The 15867-nt window shown below is 59.5% G+C and carries 12 protein-coding genes; 4 read left to right on the top strand and 8 right to left on the bottom strand.

The window, feature by feature from the left end; genetic code table 11:
- The first annotated feature begins 61 nt into the window (after positions 1 to 61).
- Together PMI09_RS12090 and mfd are read left to right on the top strand one after the other, a co-directional pair.
- Positions 62 to 376: an FAD assembly factor SdhE gene (locus tag PMI09_RS12090; protein WP_007793621.1), complete on the top strand. Its 315-nt coding sequence runs from the start codon at positions 62 to 64 to the stop codon at positions 374 to 376.
- Positions 376 to 3882, top strand: coding sequence for a transcription-repair coupling factor (gene mfd / locus PMI09_RS12085; protein WP_007793608.1), 3507 nt, complete (start codon positions 376 to 378; stop codon positions 3880 to 3882). The genes PMI09_RS12090 and mfd overlap by 1 nt, the downstream gene beginning before the upstream one ends.
- Positions 3883 to 3888: 6 nt before the next feature.
- Here mfd and PMI09_RS12080 read toward each other — a convergent pair whose 3' ends face one another.
- Together PMI09_RS12080 and PMI09_RS12075 are read right to left on the bottom strand one after the other, a co-directional pair.
- On the bottom strand, positions 3889 to 4560 hold the full coding sequence (locus PMI09_RS12080; RefSeq protein WP_007793605.1) for a DsbA family oxidoreductase: 672 nt from the start codon (positions 4558 to 4560) through the stop codon (positions 3889 to 3891).
- A gap of 88 nt (positions 4561 to 4648) precedes the next feature.
- The gene (locus PMI09_RS12075) at positions 4649 to 6454 is read right to left on the bottom strand and encodes an extracellular solute-binding protein (RefSeq protein ID WP_007793602.1); all 1806 of its coding nucleotides are present in this window, start codon (positions 6452 to 6454) and stop codon (positions 4649 to 4651) included.
- 268 nt (positions 6455 to 6722) lie between these two features.
- Here PMI09_RS12075 and PMI09_RS12070 point away from each other — a divergent pair, with 268 nt between their 5' ends.
- Complete coding sequence (locus PMI09_RS12070) at positions 6723 to 7382, top strand: invasion associated locus B family protein (protein ID WP_007793597.1); 660 nt, start codon at positions 6723 to 6725, stop codon at positions 7380 to 7382.
- 113 nt (positions 7383 to 7495) lie between these two features.
- On the opposite strand, the gene hspQ is transcribed toward PMI09_RS12070, so the two are convergent.
- The 3 genes from hspQ to PMI09_RS12055 all read right to left on the bottom strand — a co-directional run bounded on the left by hspQ (position 7496) and on the right by PMI09_RS12055 (position 9781).
- Entirely contained in the window at positions 7496 to 7825 is a 330-nt protein-coding gene (gene hspQ / locus PMI09_RS12065) for a heat shock protein HspQ (protein ID WP_007793594.1), read from the bottom strand.
- A gap of 155 nt (positions 7826 to 7980) precedes the next feature.
- Positions 7981 to 9390: a type I glutamate--ammonia ligase gene (glnA, locus tag PMI09_RS12060; RefSeq protein ID WP_007793591.1), complete on the bottom strand. Its 1410-nt coding sequence runs from the start codon at positions 9388 to 9390 to the stop codon at positions 7981 to 7983.
- A 52-nt stretch (positions 9391 to 9442) separates the two neighbouring features.
- Positions 9443 to 9781 (bottom strand): P-II family nitrogen regulator, encoded by a 339-nt coding sequence (locus PMI09_RS12055; protein ID WP_003539626.1) that lies wholly within the window; start codon positions 9779 to 9781, stop codon positions 9443 to 9445.
- Positions 9782 to 10123: 342 nt separating this feature from the next.
- On the opposite strand from PMI09_RS12055, the gene PMI09_RS12050 reads away from it, so the two are divergent.
- Positions 10124 to 11599 carry a bifunctional ADP-dependent NAD(P)H-hydrate dehydratase/NAD(P)H-hydrate epimerase gene (locus PMI09_RS12050; protein WP_007793590.1) on the top strand — a complete coding sequence of 492 codons (1476 nt, stop codon included), beginning with the start codon at positions 10124 to 10126 and terminating at the stop codon, positions 11597 to 11599.
- 8 nt (positions 11600 to 11607) lie between these two features.
- On the opposite strand, the gene PMI09_RS12045 is transcribed toward PMI09_RS12050, so the two are convergent.
- Genes PMI09_RS12045 through uvrA form a run of 3 tightly spaced genes read right to left on the bottom strand, consistent with a single transcriptional unit; the run spans position 11608 to position 15815 of the window.
- Positions 11608 to 12414 (bottom strand): DUF72 domain-containing protein, encoded by an 807-nt coding sequence (locus PMI09_RS12045; protein WP_007793587.1) that lies wholly within the window; start codon positions 12412 to 12414, stop codon positions 11608 to 11610.
- Between the two features lie 15 nt (positions 12415 to 12429).
- A complete protein-coding gene (locus PMI09_RS12040; RefSeq protein WP_037082863.1) occupies positions 12430 to 12894 on the bottom strand; it encodes a GNAT family N-acetyltransferase in 465 nt (154 codons plus the stop codon).
- Positions 12891 to 15815, bottom strand: a complete 2925-nt coding sequence (gene uvrA, locus PMI09_RS12035) for an excinuclease ABC subunit UvrA (protein ID WP_037082910.1) — start codon at positions 15813 to 15815, stop codon at positions 12891 to 12893. Before uvrA ends, PMI09_RS12040 begins: the two co-directional genes overlap by 4 nt.
- Positions 15816 to 15867: the final 52 nt, after the last annotated feature.

The raw sequence follows: 15867 nt of genomic DNA, 5'->3' as shown, positions 1-15867 counted from the left end.
GGCAAGGCTGACAAGCCGCTTTCGAGGGGCTATAGAGGCGCATCAACAGGAAGGTAATGCCATGACGGGTGTGTCACTCTCGAGCGCCGATCTTGATCCGCGCCGCCGCCGAATTCTCTTTCGCTGCTGGCATCGCGGTATCCGCGAGATGGATCTGGTCTTCGGGCAGTTCGCCGAGAAGGAGATCGTCACCCTGTCGGAGACCGAGCTCGACGAGTTCGAAACCATCATGGCCGAAGAGGATAACGATCTCGTGCGCTGGATCATGGGAACATGGCCGGTGCCCGAGCGTTTCCAGACGCCGATGTTCGCGCGCCTTGCCGCTTACAAGCCAGATTTCGAGTATCCAGCCGACGCCCTGCCCAGGTACGCCTAATGATCCCAGGTCTTGACGCAAAGAAGCTGTCAGTTGTCGCCGAACCGCTGACGATCGGCAACGTGCCCACAGGTATGGAGGCTCTGTTGCTGGCCAATCTGGCACGCGCCGGCGAGCCGGTCGCCTATGTGCTTTCCGATGGCCAGCGGATGGTGGACCTGGAGCAGATGCTCGGCTTCGTTGCCCCCGAGACCCCGGTCCTCACCTTGCCGGCCTGGGACTGTCTTCCTTACGACCGCGTTTCACCGAGCGCCGACACATCTGCGCGCCGTCTTGCGGCGCTGGGCGGTCTGATCGCGCATCACAAGAAGCCACACGCTGCGATCGTGCTGGTGACCGTTAATGCAATGCTGCAGAAGGTCGCCCCGCAGGAGATCATCGAGAGCCTCGCCTTCTCGGCACGTCCGGGAAACACCGTGCGCATGGACGACATCGCCGGGCGGTTGGAACGCAACGGCTTCGACCGCGTCGCTACGGTGCGCGAGGTTGGCGAATATGCGGTGCGTGGCGGCATTCTGGATGTCTTCGTGCCGGGTTCCGAGGAACCTGTTCGCCTCGACTTCTTCGGCGACACGCTGGAAAGCATCCGCAGCTTCGATCCGGCAAGCCAGCGCACAACAGGGCAGGTCCGCTCACTCGACCTCAACCCGATGAGCGAAGTTACCCTGACACCCGATACCATCAGCCGTTTCCGCAAGGGCTACCTCTCCTCGTTCGGCGCGGCGACACGCGACGATGCGCTCTATCTCGCCATATCGGAGGGGCGACGCTATCCCGGCATGGAGCATTGGCTGCCGCTTTTCTACGAGAAGCTGGAGACGGTGTTTGACTATCTCAAAGGTTTTCGGCTGGTCACCGATCACACGGTGCGCCAGGCTGCCGAGGAGCGTTCCAAGCTTGTCTTCGACTATTATGACGCCCGCCTGAATTCCGGACAGCCCGGCAAGGGGCAGATGGCGCAAGGAACACCCTACAAGCCCGTGACACCCGGCCAACTCTACTTGGACGGAAAGACTTTCGCCAACACGCTCGACGCGTTCAATGCGATGCGTATTTCACCCTTCAACGAGCATGAAGGGGAAGCGCGTCGCGTCGTCAATCTCGACGCCCGGCAGGGCGAGCGTTGGGCACGCTCTAACGCTGAGGGTGGTGGCAATGCCGAACGCATTAATGTGTTCGACGCTGTCGTCAAGCACATTGCCGACAAGCGCTCATCCGGCGCGAAGGTGCTGATTACCGCCTGGACGGAAGGCTCACTGGAGCGTCTGCTGCAGGTACTGAACGAGCACGGGCTCGAGCGCGTGAAGCCGATCGACGCACTGAAGGAGATGGACAGCCTTGCCAAAGGCGAGGCGGCGGCCAGCGTACTCAGTCTCGAATCCGGATTTGAAGTCGGCAATCTCGTCGTCATCGGCGAGCAGGACATCCTCGGCGACCGCATGGTGCGGCGTTCGAAGCGGCGCAAACGCGCTGCCGATTTCATCTCCGAGGTTGCCGGGCTCGACGAAGGTTCGGTCGTCGTCCACGCGCAGCATGGTATTGGTCGATTTGTAGGCCTGCGGACCATCGAAGCGGCCGGCGCACCGCATGCCTGCCTCGAACTGCAGTACGCAGATGACGCGAAGCTGTTCCTGCCGGTCGAGAACATCGATCTTCTGTCACGCTATGGTGGCGAGGGGACGGAAGCGCAGCTCGACAAGCTCGGCGGCGGCGCATGGCAGATGCGCAAGGCCAAGCTCAAGAAACGGCTGCTCGACATGGCGGACGCGCTGATCCGCATCGCCGCCGAACGCCTGACACGCCATGCGCCAGTGTTGACGACACCGGAAGGGCTCTACGACGAATTCGCCGCCCGCTTCCCCTATGACGAAACGGAAGACCAGGACAACGCCATCGAGGCTGTGCGCTCTGACCTTGGGGCTGGTCGACCGATGGATCGTCTCGTCTGCGGCGATGTCGGCTTCGGCAAGACGGAGGTGGCGCTTCGTGCCGCCTTCGTGGCCGCGATGAACGGCATTCAGGTTGCTGTCGTCGTGCCGACAACGCTGCTGGCGCGCCAGCACTTCAAGACCTTCGCCGAGCGATTCCGCGGCTTGCCTGTGCGCATCCAGCAGGCCTCGCGCCTCGTCGGGTCAAAGGAACTGGCGTTGACGAAGAAGGAAGTCGCGGAGGGCAAGACGGATATCGTCGTCGGCACCCATGCGCTTCTCGGCGCCGGGATCAAGTTTGCCAATCTCGGGCTGCTGATCATCGACGAAGAGCAGCATTTCGGCGTCAAGCACAAGGAGCGCCTGAAAGAGCTGAAGAGCGACGTCCACGTACTGACGCTTTCGGCAACACCGATCCCGCGCACGCTGCAGCTTGCGATGACTGGCGTGCGCGAGCTGTCGCTGATCACGACGCCGCCGGTCGACCGCATGGCTGTTCGTACCTTCATTTCGCCGTTCGATTCGCTTGTCATCCGCGAAACGCTGATGCGCGAGCATTATCGCGGCGGCCAAAGCTTCTATGTCTGCCCGCGGCTCGCCGATCTGGAGGATGTCCATGCGTTCCTGCGGTCTGACGTGCCGGAGTTGAAGGTCGCGGTCGCGCACGGTCAGATGCCGGCCGGCGAACTTGAGGACATCATGAATGCCTTTTACGATGGCCGCTATGACGTACTGCTATCAACGACGATCGTGGAATCCGGCCTCGACGTGCCGACTGCCAATACGCTGATCGTCCACCGGGCCGATATGTTCGGCCTCGCGCAGCTCTATCAGCTTCGCGGTCGTGTCGGGCGCTCCAAGGTGCGCGCCTTTGCGCTCTTCACGCTGCCGGTCAACAAGGTGCTGACGGCGACGGCGGAACGTCGCCTCAAGGTGCTGCAGTCGCTCGATACGCTGGGCGCCGGCTTCCAGCTTGCCAGCCACGATCTCGATATTCGCGGCGCCGGCAACCTGCTCGGCGAAGAGCAGTCCGGCCATATCAAGGAAGTCGGCTTCGAACTTTACCAGCAGATGCTGGAAGAGGCCGTTGCCGAGGTGAAGGGCGTGGATGAGATCCAGGATAGCGGCTGGTCGCCGCAGATCTCGGTCGGAACGTCGGTCATGATCCCGGATGGCTACGTGCCCGATTTGCACCTGCGCATGGCACTCTATCGCCGCCTCGGGGAGATTACGGAACTGAAGGAAATCGACGCCTTCGGCGCCGAGATGATCGACCGCTTCGGCCCGATGCCGATCGAGGTCCAACACCTCCTGAAGATCGTCTATGTGAAATCGCTCTGCCGCGTCGCCAACGTCGAGAAGCTGGATGCAGGTCCGAAGGGCGTGGTCATCCAGTTCCGAAACAAGGAGTTTCCGAATCCTGCAAACCTGGTCGGCTATATCGCCAAGCAGGGAACGATGGCGAAGATCCGACCGGACCAAAGCGTGTTCCTCACGCGCGATCTGCCGACGCCTGAAAAAAGGCTGCAGGGCGCAGCCGTCATCATGACGCAGCTCACGGAAATGGCGAAGACGTAAGGACGTTCAGTTCATGCCTGCGCGCGCTTCGGCCTTCGCCTTGGCGATGTCGCGAAGCGCGCCCGCCAACACATCAGGCGTCTGCGCACCGCTGACGGCATACTGCTGATCGAAGATGAAGAACGGGACGCCGTTCACCCCCATCTTCTGCGCGGCCTCGATCTCCGCGATCACCAGATCCTTGTCCGCATCGGACGCCAGCAGGGAGGAGACGACGGCTCGGTCCATGCCGGCCTTCTCTGCGATATCGAGCAGGACGGCATGGTCGCCGACATTGCGCCCTTCCTCGAAATTCGCTCTGAAGAGCGCATTGACAAGACGGTCCTGCTTCTCTCGATCCTCAACCATCGCCCAATGGATCAAACGATGCGCATCCAGCGTATTCGGACCGATCTTGATCGCGTCGAAGTCGAACTTGATCCCCACCTCACGACCGAGTTCACTCAGCGTCTTGTGCCCTTGAGCGACACGCTCGGCACCGCCAAGCTTCTGCTCGAGCGCCTTCTTCTGGTCGACGCCTTCCGGCGGATAGTCGGGGTTGAGGCGGTAGGGGCGCCAGTTAATGTCGACGCCGACCTCGTCCTGAACTTCGGCAATCGCGAGTTCCAACCGTGCCTTGCCGAGATAGCACCACGGGCAGACGACGTCAGAGACAACGTCGATGGTAATGCGTTCCATGGGCTTTTCCCTTTTTCCTGAAATCGAAACCTTCCGCCATCTAGGCCTTGTGGCCGAAGACTTCAACCAGGCAGGAAATGGGAACCGTCTATTGGACGCTCTGATCCCACCAGGCTGGCAGCTGGTAGCCGTAGAGGGGCACGATGTCGGGATGACCGATCCTCTTGCTGCGCGCCACCCATTGCTTGTCAACGTGATAAAGCGGCAAGACATAGTGTCCCGATAACAGCATGCGATCGTGCGAACGCACCGCGGCGGTAAAGTCCTCTGCCGAGCGAGCGGTGAGGATATGCTGGATCAGCGTATCGACGTCAGGGTCGGCAACTCCGGCGAAGTTGTCGGTGCCGTCCCGCTCCTTGGCCGCTGAAGACCAACGTCCCAGCTGTTCGATGCCGGGAGACAGGGATGAGGTGTAGGACTTGACGATCACGTCATAGTCAAAACTGCTAGTACGGCTCTGATATTGGGAATCGTCCACCGTGCGGATCGTCGCGGCAATGCCGAGCAGTTGCAGCGAGCGCTGATAGGACACCGCCAGCTTCTCCTGGTCGGTGTTCTGCGTCATGATCTCGAAAGAAAGCGGACGGCCGTTAGCGTCGCTCATCTTGCCATTCTTGATGGTGTAGCCTGCTTCCTTGAGGAGCGCCGCCGCTTGTTTCAGGACATTGCGATCGCGGCCCGAACCATCGGTCACGGGAAGTTTGTAGGTGCCGTCAAGAATCGCCGGATCGATTCGATCCTTGATCGGCCCGAGAAGCTTCAGCTCGCGTTCGTCAGCCGGCACTCCGAAGCTCGACAGGTCGGAGTTCTGCCAGAAGCTCTGGGTGCGGATATAGGCGTTCGAGAAGAGGTTCTTGTTCGCCCATTCGAAATCGAAGATCAGCGACAGCCCCTCGCGAAGCTTCGCGTTCGCAAAGACCGGCCGACGAGTGTTGAAAACGAAGCCGAACATGCCGCTCGGCAGCTTCGGCTCGAACGTGTCCTTGACGACGTTGCCCGAAGTGACAGCCGGGAAGTTGTAGGCGCTTGCCCAATGGCCGGGACTGCCGTCCGGGTAGATGTCGATGTCGCCTTTCTTGAAGGACTCAAAGAGGGTCGTGTCCTGCAAAAAATACTGGACTGTTATCTGATCGTAGTTGTCGAGACCGACCTTTGCCGGAATGTCCTTGCCCCAGTAGTTGGGATCGCGCTCGAAGGTGATGCTTTCGCCGGGCTTCAGTGATTTGACCTTGTAGGGGCCGGACCCCACGGGAGGCGTGAGCGACGAACGATCGAATGTCTCCGGATCTATGGCATGTTTCGGCAGGATCGGCGTCGAGCCGGCCAGAATCAGCGGGAATTCGCGATCGGCCTTGTCGTTGAAGGTAAAGCGAACACTGTGGTCTCCGACCTTCTCAATCTTGTCGACGGCATTCAGTCGCGTGCTGAAGGGCACGCGGCCCTTTTCCTTCAAAAGATGGAAGGTGAAAATCACGTCATCCGGTGTCACCGGCTGGCCGTCCGACCACTTGGCGGCCGGATTGAGATTGAACTGGATGTAAGTGCGGTCCTCATCCCATTCGACGGACTGCGCCAGCAGACCGTAGAGCGTGAAGGGTTCGTCACGCGAGCGAAGCATCAGCGTTTCGAAGACGAGGTTCCCGTATTCCGGATCCCACATGCCGCGCGCCGTCGTGCGCATACTTTTCAAGATGAAGGGATTGAGGCTGTCGAAGGTCCCAACGACGCCATAACTGATCTTGCCGCCCTTTTTCACATCGGGGTTGGCGTAGGGAAGATGCTTGAAATCGGCGGGCAGGGCCGGCGCGCCGTGCATCGCGATGCCATGCACCGGCTCGGCGAGAGCTGCACTGCCAACCAAGGTGCAAATGACAGGAAGAACGATCCGGAGCATCGTTGAGGTCCTTTCCGGGGAACGGCACGATTCGGCGCAAGACTATCATGCAGCCACCGCAATTCACCATCCGCGCCGAATTCTTTCGGATGACCCTGAAAAGGTCAAAGAAATACTGGATATCTGACCCGACGCAATGTAACAGGGGAACCCGAAGTCGGGGGGTCATGCATTTGCCTCATTGTTTTAAGAGGTGGAGTGCGAACAACCCTGTTGGTGAGGATGGCACGTTGTCGTCCCTAAGGGATTTCAGGAGACGGAATTCGTTATGATGTTCAAGGCTGAAAACAAAACGCGGGCAGCCCTGTCCGTTCTGGCAGTGATGCTTGGTGCTGCAGCAGCTCCGGTATCGTCCTTCGCGCAGGATGCAGCGGCCTCCGCCGACGCTCCCGCCACGGCTGCCGGCGCCCCGCGTCTCGGCTGGTACAAGACCTGCAGCAAGCAGGAAGACAACGACGTCTGTGTCGTCCAGAACGTCGTTCTCGCAGGCGGTGGCCAGCTCGTTACGGGCGTCGGCCTCATCAGCGTCTCCGGCAAGATTAACAACAAGAGCCTTCAGGTTTCGGTGCCGCCGGCCCGTCTGATCCCGCCAGGCGTCGCGATGCAGATCGACGGCGGCAAGGCCCAGAAGATCGATTACCTGATGTGCATGCCTGACCGTTGCGTCGCCCAGATCCCGCTGACCGACGCCATGGTCGCCAGCCTGAAGAAGGGCACCGATCTAGTGCTGACCTCGATCAACTTCCGCCGCGCGCCGAATCCGATCAAGATTTCGCTCGAAGGCTTCACCGGCGCATTCGATGGCGAAGCGGTATCCGCTTCCAAGCTCGCCGAAAGCCAGAAGAGCCTGCAGGACAGCATGCAGAAGAAGGCTGACGAAGCGCGCAAGAAGCTCGAGGAAGCCCAGAAGGCTGCCAAGGCTCAGTAATTCTGAGCCGTATGACCTTACGAAAACCCGGCGTTGGCCGGGTTTTTTTGTTGCATGATCCAGGCAAAGAAAAACCCCGCGTTGAGCGGGGTTTTGAAAGATGGCACAGGACGTTAGTGGGCGAAGTTCATCTTGGGTTTGAACTGCCCCGTCGGTGCCATATCGAAAATCTGATAGACCTGTTCATTGCGGAGCGGCACGCCGCTCTCGTCGTTCACCAGGTTCTGCTCGGATACGTAGGCAACGTATTCGTTTTCATCATTCTCGGCTAGCAGATGGTAGAAGGGCTGATCCTTGCTGGGGCGCACCTCGGCGGGAATGGAATTCCACCATTCTTCCGTATTCGCGAATTCCGGATCGACATCGAAGATCACGCCGCGAAACGGAAATACCTTGTGCCGAACCACTTCACCGATACTAAACTTAGCTACTCTTTCTTTCATGGTACGACTTCCTTTCATCACCTGATTTGGTGATTGGCCTCACTCAAATCAAGATTTGTGCGAGATCTCGTCACATGAGTGTCACATCCACCTCTTGGCAGCCATGACATCGACAGACGAAGCCCCGAGCGAGCCGGGGCTTCGCTTCTTGATGATCAAGCCGAGTAGTACATGTCGTACTCGACCGGATGCGGCGTCATCTCGAAGCGCATCACTTCGGCCATCTTCAGCTCGATGAAGGAATCGATCTGGTCATCATCGAAAACACCACCGGCCGTCAGGAACTTGCGGTCTTTGTCGAGACTTTCCAGCGCTTCGCGCAGCGAGCCGCAGACCGTCGGGATCTTCTTCAGCTCCTTCGGCGGCAGGTCGTAAAGGTCCTTGTCCATGGCCTTGCCCGGATGGATCTTGTTCTTGATGCCATCGAGGCCGGCCATCAACATCGCAGCGAAGGCGAGGTAGGGGTTAGCCATCGGATCCGGGAAGCGCACTTCGACGCGCTTTGCCTTCGGGTTGGTGCCGAACGGAATGCGGCACGAAGCGGAACGGTTGCGGGCCGAGTAGGCCAGCAGAACCGGTGCTTCATAGCCCGGGACGAGACGTTTGTAGGAGTTCGTCGACGGATTGGTGAAAGCGTTGATTGCCTTGGCGTGCTTAATGATGCCGCCGATGTAGTAGAGGCAGGTTTCGGACAGGCCTGCGTATTCGTCGCCCGCAAAGGTCGGCTTGCCGCCCTTCCAGATCGACTGATGCACGTGCATGCCCGATCCGTTGTCGCCGAAGATCGGCTTCGGCATGAAGGTCGCCGTCTTGCCATAGGCGTTGGCGACCTGGTGCACGACGTACTTGTAAATCTGCATCTTATCGGCATTGCGGACGAGCGTGTCGAACTTGATGCCGAGTTCGTGCTGGGCAGCAGCCACTTCATGGTGATGCTTTTCGACCACGACGCCCATTTCCGACAAAACCGTCAGCATTTCCGAACGCATGTCCTGGCAGCTGTCGATCGGCGGAACCGGGAAGTAGCCGCCCTTGACACGCGGACGGTGACCAAGGTTGCCGGTCTCATATTCGGTGTCGTCGTTAGACGGCAGCTCCGTGGAGTCGAGCTTGAAGCCGGTATTGTAGGGATCAGCTTTGTAGCGAACGTCGTCGAAAACGAAGAATTCTGCTTCCGGACCAACGAAGACAGTGTCGCCGATGCCGGATGCTTTCAGGTAAGCCTCAGCCTTCTTGGCAGTGCCGCGCGGATCGCGGTTATAGGCTTCGCCAGAAACCGGGTCGAGAATATCGCAAAGAATGACCATGGTGGACTGCGCGAAGAACGGGTCCATATGAACCGTTTCCGGGTCCGGCATCAGCACCATGTCGGATTCGTTAATGGCCTTCCAGCCAGCGATCGAGGAGCCGTCGAACATGACGCCATCAGCAAACATGTCCTCGTCGACACAGACGACGTCCATCGTCACATGCTGCAGCTTGCCCTTTGGATCGGTGAAGCGCAGGTCCACGAACTTGACGTCGTTTTCCTTGATTTGCTTAAGAATTTCGCTTGCGGTCGCCATTAAATAGTTCCTTTATTTGAGATGACGATGGTTCGCCGGAAGGCGATAAAAGTTAGATAGCGTCGATACCGGTTTCGCCGGTACGGATGCGGATAACCTCCTCGACATTGGACACGAAAATCTTGCCGTCGCCAATGCGGCCGGTTTGGGCGGCCTTGCGGATCGCGTCGATGACGGCTTCCGCGTTTTCGTCCGCGAGAACGACTTCCACTTTCACCTTCGGTAGGAAATCGACCACATATTCCGCGCCACGGTAGAGTTCCGTATGGCCCTTCTGGCGACCGAAGCCCTTCGCTTCCGTAACTGTAATACCCTGCAGGCCAACTTCCTGAAGGGCTTCCTTCACTTCGTCGAGCTTGAAGGGCTTAATGATCGCTTCGATCTTTTTCATGAGAAAATGACTCTCCGCTTCTCCCGTTAAAAGCAGGCTCAGGCCTGCTTTGCGTCATGATGCAGTTATCGTGCCAGTTGGGAAGCCGATTTTTCGAAAAACACCGCCAACCGTGCGAAAAAGTGCGCAACATCAGCGGTTTTCGCGTTTTTTTGGATAGAAACATTCGAAAATCGACGCACTGAAGGCAAATCCTAGCCAATTTCTGGAATATTTGCCCACACTAATAATTCCCGACAAAGTACTGAGCCAGCCTTTCGTTTGTGCAATTGCATATTTTTTGATCTGCGCAGAGATCAGTCGACCGGTTGTTATTTAGGCGATTTCTGATTGAATGCGGTGATGACCGAAGGAATCTCCGAGTTGCTCCTTACCCCGGAAGACATGACAGCTGTTGACGCGGCGGCAGCCGCGTCCGGTATCAACAGCTATTCCCTTATGGAACGGGCGGGGGCCGCCGTAGCAGCCATTTTGCTGCGCGATTTTCCGACGGCCCTTCGCGCGGCCGTGCTTTGTGGACCTGGCAATAACGGGGGCGACGGCTATGTTGCAGCTCGTCGGCTGGCTGAGAGCGGTGTCGCTGTCGACGTATTCCAATTGGGCAAACCGGAAAGGCTCAAGGGAGATGCCGCCCGCGCGAGGGACAGTCTGGCGCCGACCCGCGCACAGCCGCTTGAGACGTATCAGCCGCGCAACGGCGATGTGGTTATCGATGCCCTGTTCGGGGCCGGCCTTGCCCGCGATGTTCCGGAGAACGTCTTCGAAGTGATTGGACGGGTGAAGGAGGCGCGGGTGCCGGTGATTGCCGTCGACTTGCCATCCGGCGTCGACGGTCGCACCGGAGCCATCCGAGGAGCGGCCTTTGTGGCGGCTCGGACTGCGACCTTCATGACGCGGAAACCCGGTCATCTCTTGATGCCGGGGCGAGAGCTCTGCGGCGAACTGGAGGTCTTCGATATCGGCATACCCGCCCGCATCGTCCGCGCTGAGAAGAAGCAACAGATCGCCGAGAACAGGCCAGAACGATGGCGACATCTGCTGCCGGCGAGCGGACTGGAAACACACAAATACAAGCGTGGCCACCTTGTCGTCTTCTCCGGTGAAGCGAGCAGGACCGGCGCTGCGCGGATGTCGGCGATGGCGGGGTTGAAGGCCGGGGCAGGGCTTGTGACAATCGCCGCGCCAGAAGACGCATTGGGCGCCAATGCGGCGCACCTTACGGCGATCATGCTGCATGCGATCGACAATGAGGCGGCGCTCCGCGATTGGCTCCGCGACGAACGGCTACAGGCATTCGTTCTTGGCCCCGGTTTTGGCGTCGGTGACAAGGCACGCCGGTTCGTGGCAGCGCTTTCCAAGCGGCATCTGGTGCTTGACGCCGACGGGCTTTCTTCGTTCAAGGATGCCCCGGACGAGCTGTTTTCAAGGTTCTACGGCAAGCCGCGGCTGGTGCTTACGCCACACGAAGGCGAGTTCGGCCGACTGTTTCCCGATATCGCCGCCGATGCGGCCATGGGGAAGGTCGAAAAGGCGCAGGCTGCAGCGGCGCGGGCGAACGCCGCAATCGTCTACAAAGGCTCCGATACCGTCATCGCATCGCCTGACGGTAGAGCTTATATCAACGTGAACGCCCCGGTTTGGCTCGCGACAGCTGGCTCCGGGGACGTCCTTGCCGGGATCATCGGAGCACTGATGGCCCAAGGCTTTCCCGCTTTCGAAGCGGCGGCTGCCGGCGTCTACATGCACGGAGAGGCTGGCGTGCGGGCCGGCAAAGGGCTGACCGCGGAAGAACTGGCAACGCATGTTCTTCCACTCTAGAAACGGCGCTATTGTGCCGTCGCTTCCTGTAGGGCCATAGCCCCGAACGGCGCATTGACCTTGCCTTCGTGGATCATGAAGGCGAAAACGTCCCGCGGCTGCGCCGCGACCTTGCGGCTGCCATCGATCAGCGGCAGATCGTCTGGAAACTTGCCCTCCGCCCAGGTCTCGAGGCGCTTGGCCCAGGCCTTTAGATCGCTTGACGAATAGCATGTCCTGATGTCGTCCGAGCCCTTCTGGAGGCGGGCATAGACGAAGTCAGCCGTCACATCCGCGATCATCGGGTAATCGAAATGCTCGGCGCAAACAGGCGCGACTCCATACTTCGCAAGCAGCGCAACGAATTCCGGCACCTTGAACGAGTCGTGACGCACCTCGACGACATGCTTCAGAGACAAGCCATCCTGCTTGCTAGGCAGCAACTTCAGAAAGCCTTCAAAGTCCTCCGGATCGAACTTCTTCGTCGGCGCGAACTGCCAGAGGATTGGCCCCAGGTGAGGGCCGAGCTCAGTTAGACCCTGGGTCAGAAAGCGCTCCATCGACTCGCCGGCTTCCGTCAGCACGCGGCGATTGGTGACAAAGCGACTGGCCTTAAGCGAAAATATGAACTCGTCAGGTACATCCGCGGCCCATTTGGCGAAGGTCTCCGGCTTCTGCGAGCTGTAGTAGGTGCCGTTGATCTCAATGACTTTCAGCTTGCGGCTTGCATAATGCAGTTCGTCTTTCTGCTTAAGGTCCCCGGGGTAGAAATGATCCCGCCATGCCTCGAAGGTCCAGCCGCCGATGCCGACGCGAATATTGCCGGATTTCGTCATTTCTTCCTCCTCTGATTACATCTGTACGCTGACTTGCTTTGCCATATCGACGATCACCCATCCTGGCCAATGCGGATGCTCCCGGCGACCCGTTTCCTGAAAGCCAAACGCGCGGTAGAGCGCAATATTCCGTTCCATGCGCGCATTTGTGTAGAGACGAACTTCCGGAAGCCCCCATTCCCGCGCCGTCTCTTCCGCCCATCGCAGAATGGCAACACCGTGGCCGGCACCCTGGAATCTCGGGGCGACGGCCATGCTGAAGAGCATCATATGGTCTGGGTGCCGCTCGACGACGGCTAACCCTGCAAGCTCGCCTTGCACTTCCCGCAACCAGACCTCACCGCGACCAATGCGCGGTGCGTAATTCTCGCTGACCGGGATCGGTGGACGCCCGAGGAGACGCGTGTACGGAGCATAGGCTTCGGCGGTCAGCACTCCGACCGCCTGCAGATCATCGAGCGACGCCGCTCTCAGCATCACTCGGCTGCCACTACAGCTTTTCGAGCAGGGCGCCGCTCAAGCAACTCCTTCAGAAAGTGTCCGGTATAGGATCGCTCCTCCTTGACGATCGCTTCCGGCGTGCCGACGGCAACGATCTCGCCGCCGCCATCACCGCCTTCCGGACCGAAATCAAGAATCCAGTCCGCAGTCTTGATGACCTCGAGATTGTGCTCGATAACGACGACCGAATTGCCCTGATTGACCAGCTCCTGCAGCATTTCCAAAAGCTTGGCGACGTCGTGGAAATGAAGACCGGTCGTCGGTTCGTCCAGGATATAGAGCGTGCGGCCTGTCGACCTCTTCGACAGCTCCTTTGCCAGCTTGACGCGCTGCGCCTCGCCACCCGACAGCGTGTTCGCTTGCTGTCCGACCTTGATGTAACCGAGGCCGACATCCTTCAACGCTTGCAGCTTGTCCCGCACGGCCGGGACGGCGGCGAAGAAATCGACACCTTCTTCTACCGTCATATCGAGCACGTCAGCAATCGACTTGTGCTTAAACGTAACGTCAAGCGTCTCCCTGTTGTAGCGCTTGCCGTGGCAGACATCGCAGGTGACGTAGACGTCAGGCAGGAAATGCATCTCGATCTTGATGACGCCGTCACCCTGGCAGGCTTCGCATCGACCGCCCTTGACGTTGAACGAGAAACGCCCGGGCTGATAGCCTCGCGCCTTCGCTTCCGGAAGGCCGGCAAACCAGTCGCGGATCGGGGTGAACGCCCCCGTATAGGTCGCCGGGTTGGAGCGCGGCGTGCGGCCGATCGGCGACTGATCGATATCGATAACCTTGTCGATATGCTCGAAACCGTCGATGCGATCATGATCGGCCGGAATTTCGCGGGCGCCCATGACGCGACGCGCAGCCGATTTATACAGCGTCTCGATCAGGAACGTCGACTTTCCGCCCCCGGATACGCCGGTGACCGCCGTAAACACCCCGAGCGGGATGGAGGCGGTGACATTCTTCAGATTGTTGCCGCGGGCACCGACGACCTTGATCTCCTTGCCCTTCTTGGGCTTGCGTCGCTCGTCGGGAACCGGAACGCCCAGTTCGCCGGACAGATATTTCCCGGTCAGCGACTTCGGGTTTGCCATGATCTCCTGCGGTGTGCCGTGGGCAATCACCTGGCCACCATGGATGCCGGCCGCCGGACCGATGTCGACGACGTCGTCGGCGGTCAAGATCGCGTCCTCGTCATGCTCGACCACGATCACGGTATTGCCGATATCGCGAAGGTGCTTCAGCGTATCGAGCAACCGGGCGTTATCGCGCTGATGCAGGCCGATCGATGGTTCGTCGAGGACATACAATACACCGGTCAGGCCGGAACCAATCTGTGACGCCAACCGGATACGCTGACTTTCACCGCCCGACAGGGTGCCGGAGTTTCGCGACAGGCTGAGGTAATCCAGGCCGACGTCATTGAGGAAGCGCAGGCGGTCGCGGATCTCCTTGAGTATGCGGACCGCGATCTCGTTCTGCTTGGCGCTCAGCGACTGCGGCAGGACCTCGAACCAGTCACGGGCGACGCGGATCGACATATCGGTCACCTGGCCGATATGCAGCGTATTGATCTTGACGGCAAGCGCCTCGGGCTTCAGGCGGAAACCGCCGCAAGACGGGCAGGGCGCGGCCGACATGAAGCGCTCGATTTCCTCGCGCGCCCAGGCGGAATCCGTCTCTTTCCAGCGACGCGCGAGATTGGTGATGATGCCTTCGAAATTCTTGTGCGTGGTATAGGACCGTGCACCATCGGCATAATGGAATTCGATCTTCTCGTCGGTGCCATTCAAGATGACGTCCTTGGCCTTATCGGACAGATCGTTCCAACGGGCGCCGAGCTTGAAGCCGTAATGCTTGCCGAGGGCTTCGAGCGTCTGATTGTAATAGGGCGAGGTCGACTTCGCCCATGGCGCAATGGCGCCGTCGCGCAGCGTGCGCTCGGGTTCGGGCACGATCAGGTTGGCGTCGATCTTCTGCTGGGCGCCAAGGCCGTCGCAGGTCGGGCAGGCGCCGGCTGGATTGTTGAACGAAAAAAGCCGCGGCTCGATCTCAGGAATGGTGAAGCCCGACACCGGGCAGGCGAACTTTTCCGAAAAGAGAACGCGTTCATGCGTTTCGTTGAGCGACTTGTTGGCAGAGCCGCCGGCGGCGGTTTCTTCCGGCGGCAGCGGCTTGTCGGCGAATTCCGCGACAGCCAAGCCGTCGGCAAGCTTCAGCGAAGTCTCGAAGCTGTCGGCAAGTCGCGAAGCCATATCCGGTCGCACGACAATGCGGTCGACCACGACGTCGATGTCATGCTTGTACTTCTTGTCGAGAGCCGGCACGTCCGCGATCTCGTAGAACTGACCGTCGACCTTGACGCGCTGGAAGCCCTTCTTCATCAGGTCCGCGAGTTCTTTCTTGTATTCGCCCTTACGCCCGCGCACGAGCGGCGCGAGAATGTAAAGACGCGTGCCTTCTCCGAACTCCAGCACGCGATCGACCATCTGGCTGACCGTCTGGCTCTCGATCGGCAGCCCGGTCGCAGGCGAATAAGGCACACCGACGCGGGCAAAGAGCAGACGCATATAGTCGTAGATTTCGGTCACCGTGCCGACCGTCGAGCGTGGATTGCGCGAGGTCGTCTTCTGCTCGATCGAAATCGCTGGCGACAAGCCGTCGATCTGATCGACGTCGGGCTTCTGCATCATTTCAAGGAACTGGCGCGCATAGGCCGAAAGGCTTTCGACATAGCGCCGCTGCCCTTCGGCATAGATCGTGTCAAAGGCAAGCGACGATTTTCCGGACCCCGAAAGGCCGGTCATGACGATAAGCCTGTTTCGCGGCAGATCGAGATCGATGCCCTTCAAATTGTGCTCACGCGCGCCGCGGATGGAAATCGTCTTCAGTTCGCTCATCGTCTTCTGCTTCTGTGCTGGAACAAGCCCCTTATTTAGTGATGCCGGCTGG

The organism is Rhizobium sp. CF122, from assembly GCF_000282035.1.
In the GTDB taxonomy this organism is placed as follows: Bacteria; Pseudomonadota; Alphaproteobacteria; order Rhizobiales; family Rhizobiaceae; genus Rhizobium.
The sequence above is the reverse complement of the archived record's forward strand: the minus strand, read 5'-3'. Positions and strand labels throughout refer to the sequence as shown.

Coding starts and splice junctions, on each gene's coding strand:
- PMI09_RS12080 (WP_007793605.1), bottom strand. CDS start 4,560: ATGGAACGCATTACCATCGACGTTGTCTCTGACGTCGTCTGCCCGTGG.
- PMI09_RS12070 (WP_007793597.1), top strand. CDS start 6,723: ATGATGTTCAAGGCTGAAAACAAAACGCGGGCAGCCCTGTCCGTTCTG.
- PMI09_RS12045 (WP_007793587.1), bottom strand. CDS start 12,414: ATGACGAAATCCGGCAATATTCGCGTCGGCATCGGCGGCTGGACCTTC.
- PMI09_RS12055 (WP_003539626.1), bottom strand. CDS start 9,781: ATGAAAAAGATCGAAGCGATCATTAAGCCCTTCAAGCTCGACGAAGTG.
- mfd (WP_007793608.1), top strand. CDS start 376: ATGATCCCAGGTCTTGACGCAAAGAAGCTGTCAGTTGTCGCCGAACCG.
- PMI09_RS12050 (WP_007793590.1), top strand. CDS start 10,124: ATGACCGAAGGAATCTCCGAGTTGCTCCTTACCCCGGAAGACATGACA.
- uvrA (WP_037082910.1), bottom strand. CDS start 15,815: ATGAGCGAACTGAAGACGATTTCCATCCGCGGCGCGCGTGAGCACAAT.
- PMI09_RS12090 (WP_007793621.1), top strand. CDS start 62: ATGACGGGTGTGTCACTCTCGAGCGCCGATCTTGATCCGCGCCGCCGC.
- hspQ (WP_007793594.1), bottom strand. CDS start 7,825: ATGAAAGAAAGAGTAGCTAAGTTTAGTATCGGTGAAGTGGTTCGGCAC.
- PMI09_RS12075 (WP_007793602.1), bottom strand. CDS start 6,454: ATGCTCCGGATCGTTCTTCCTGTCATTTGCACCTTGGTTGGCAGTGCA.
- glnA (WP_007793591.1), bottom strand. CDS start 9,390: ATGGCGACCGCAAGCGAAATTCTTAAGCAAATCAAGGAAAACGACGTC.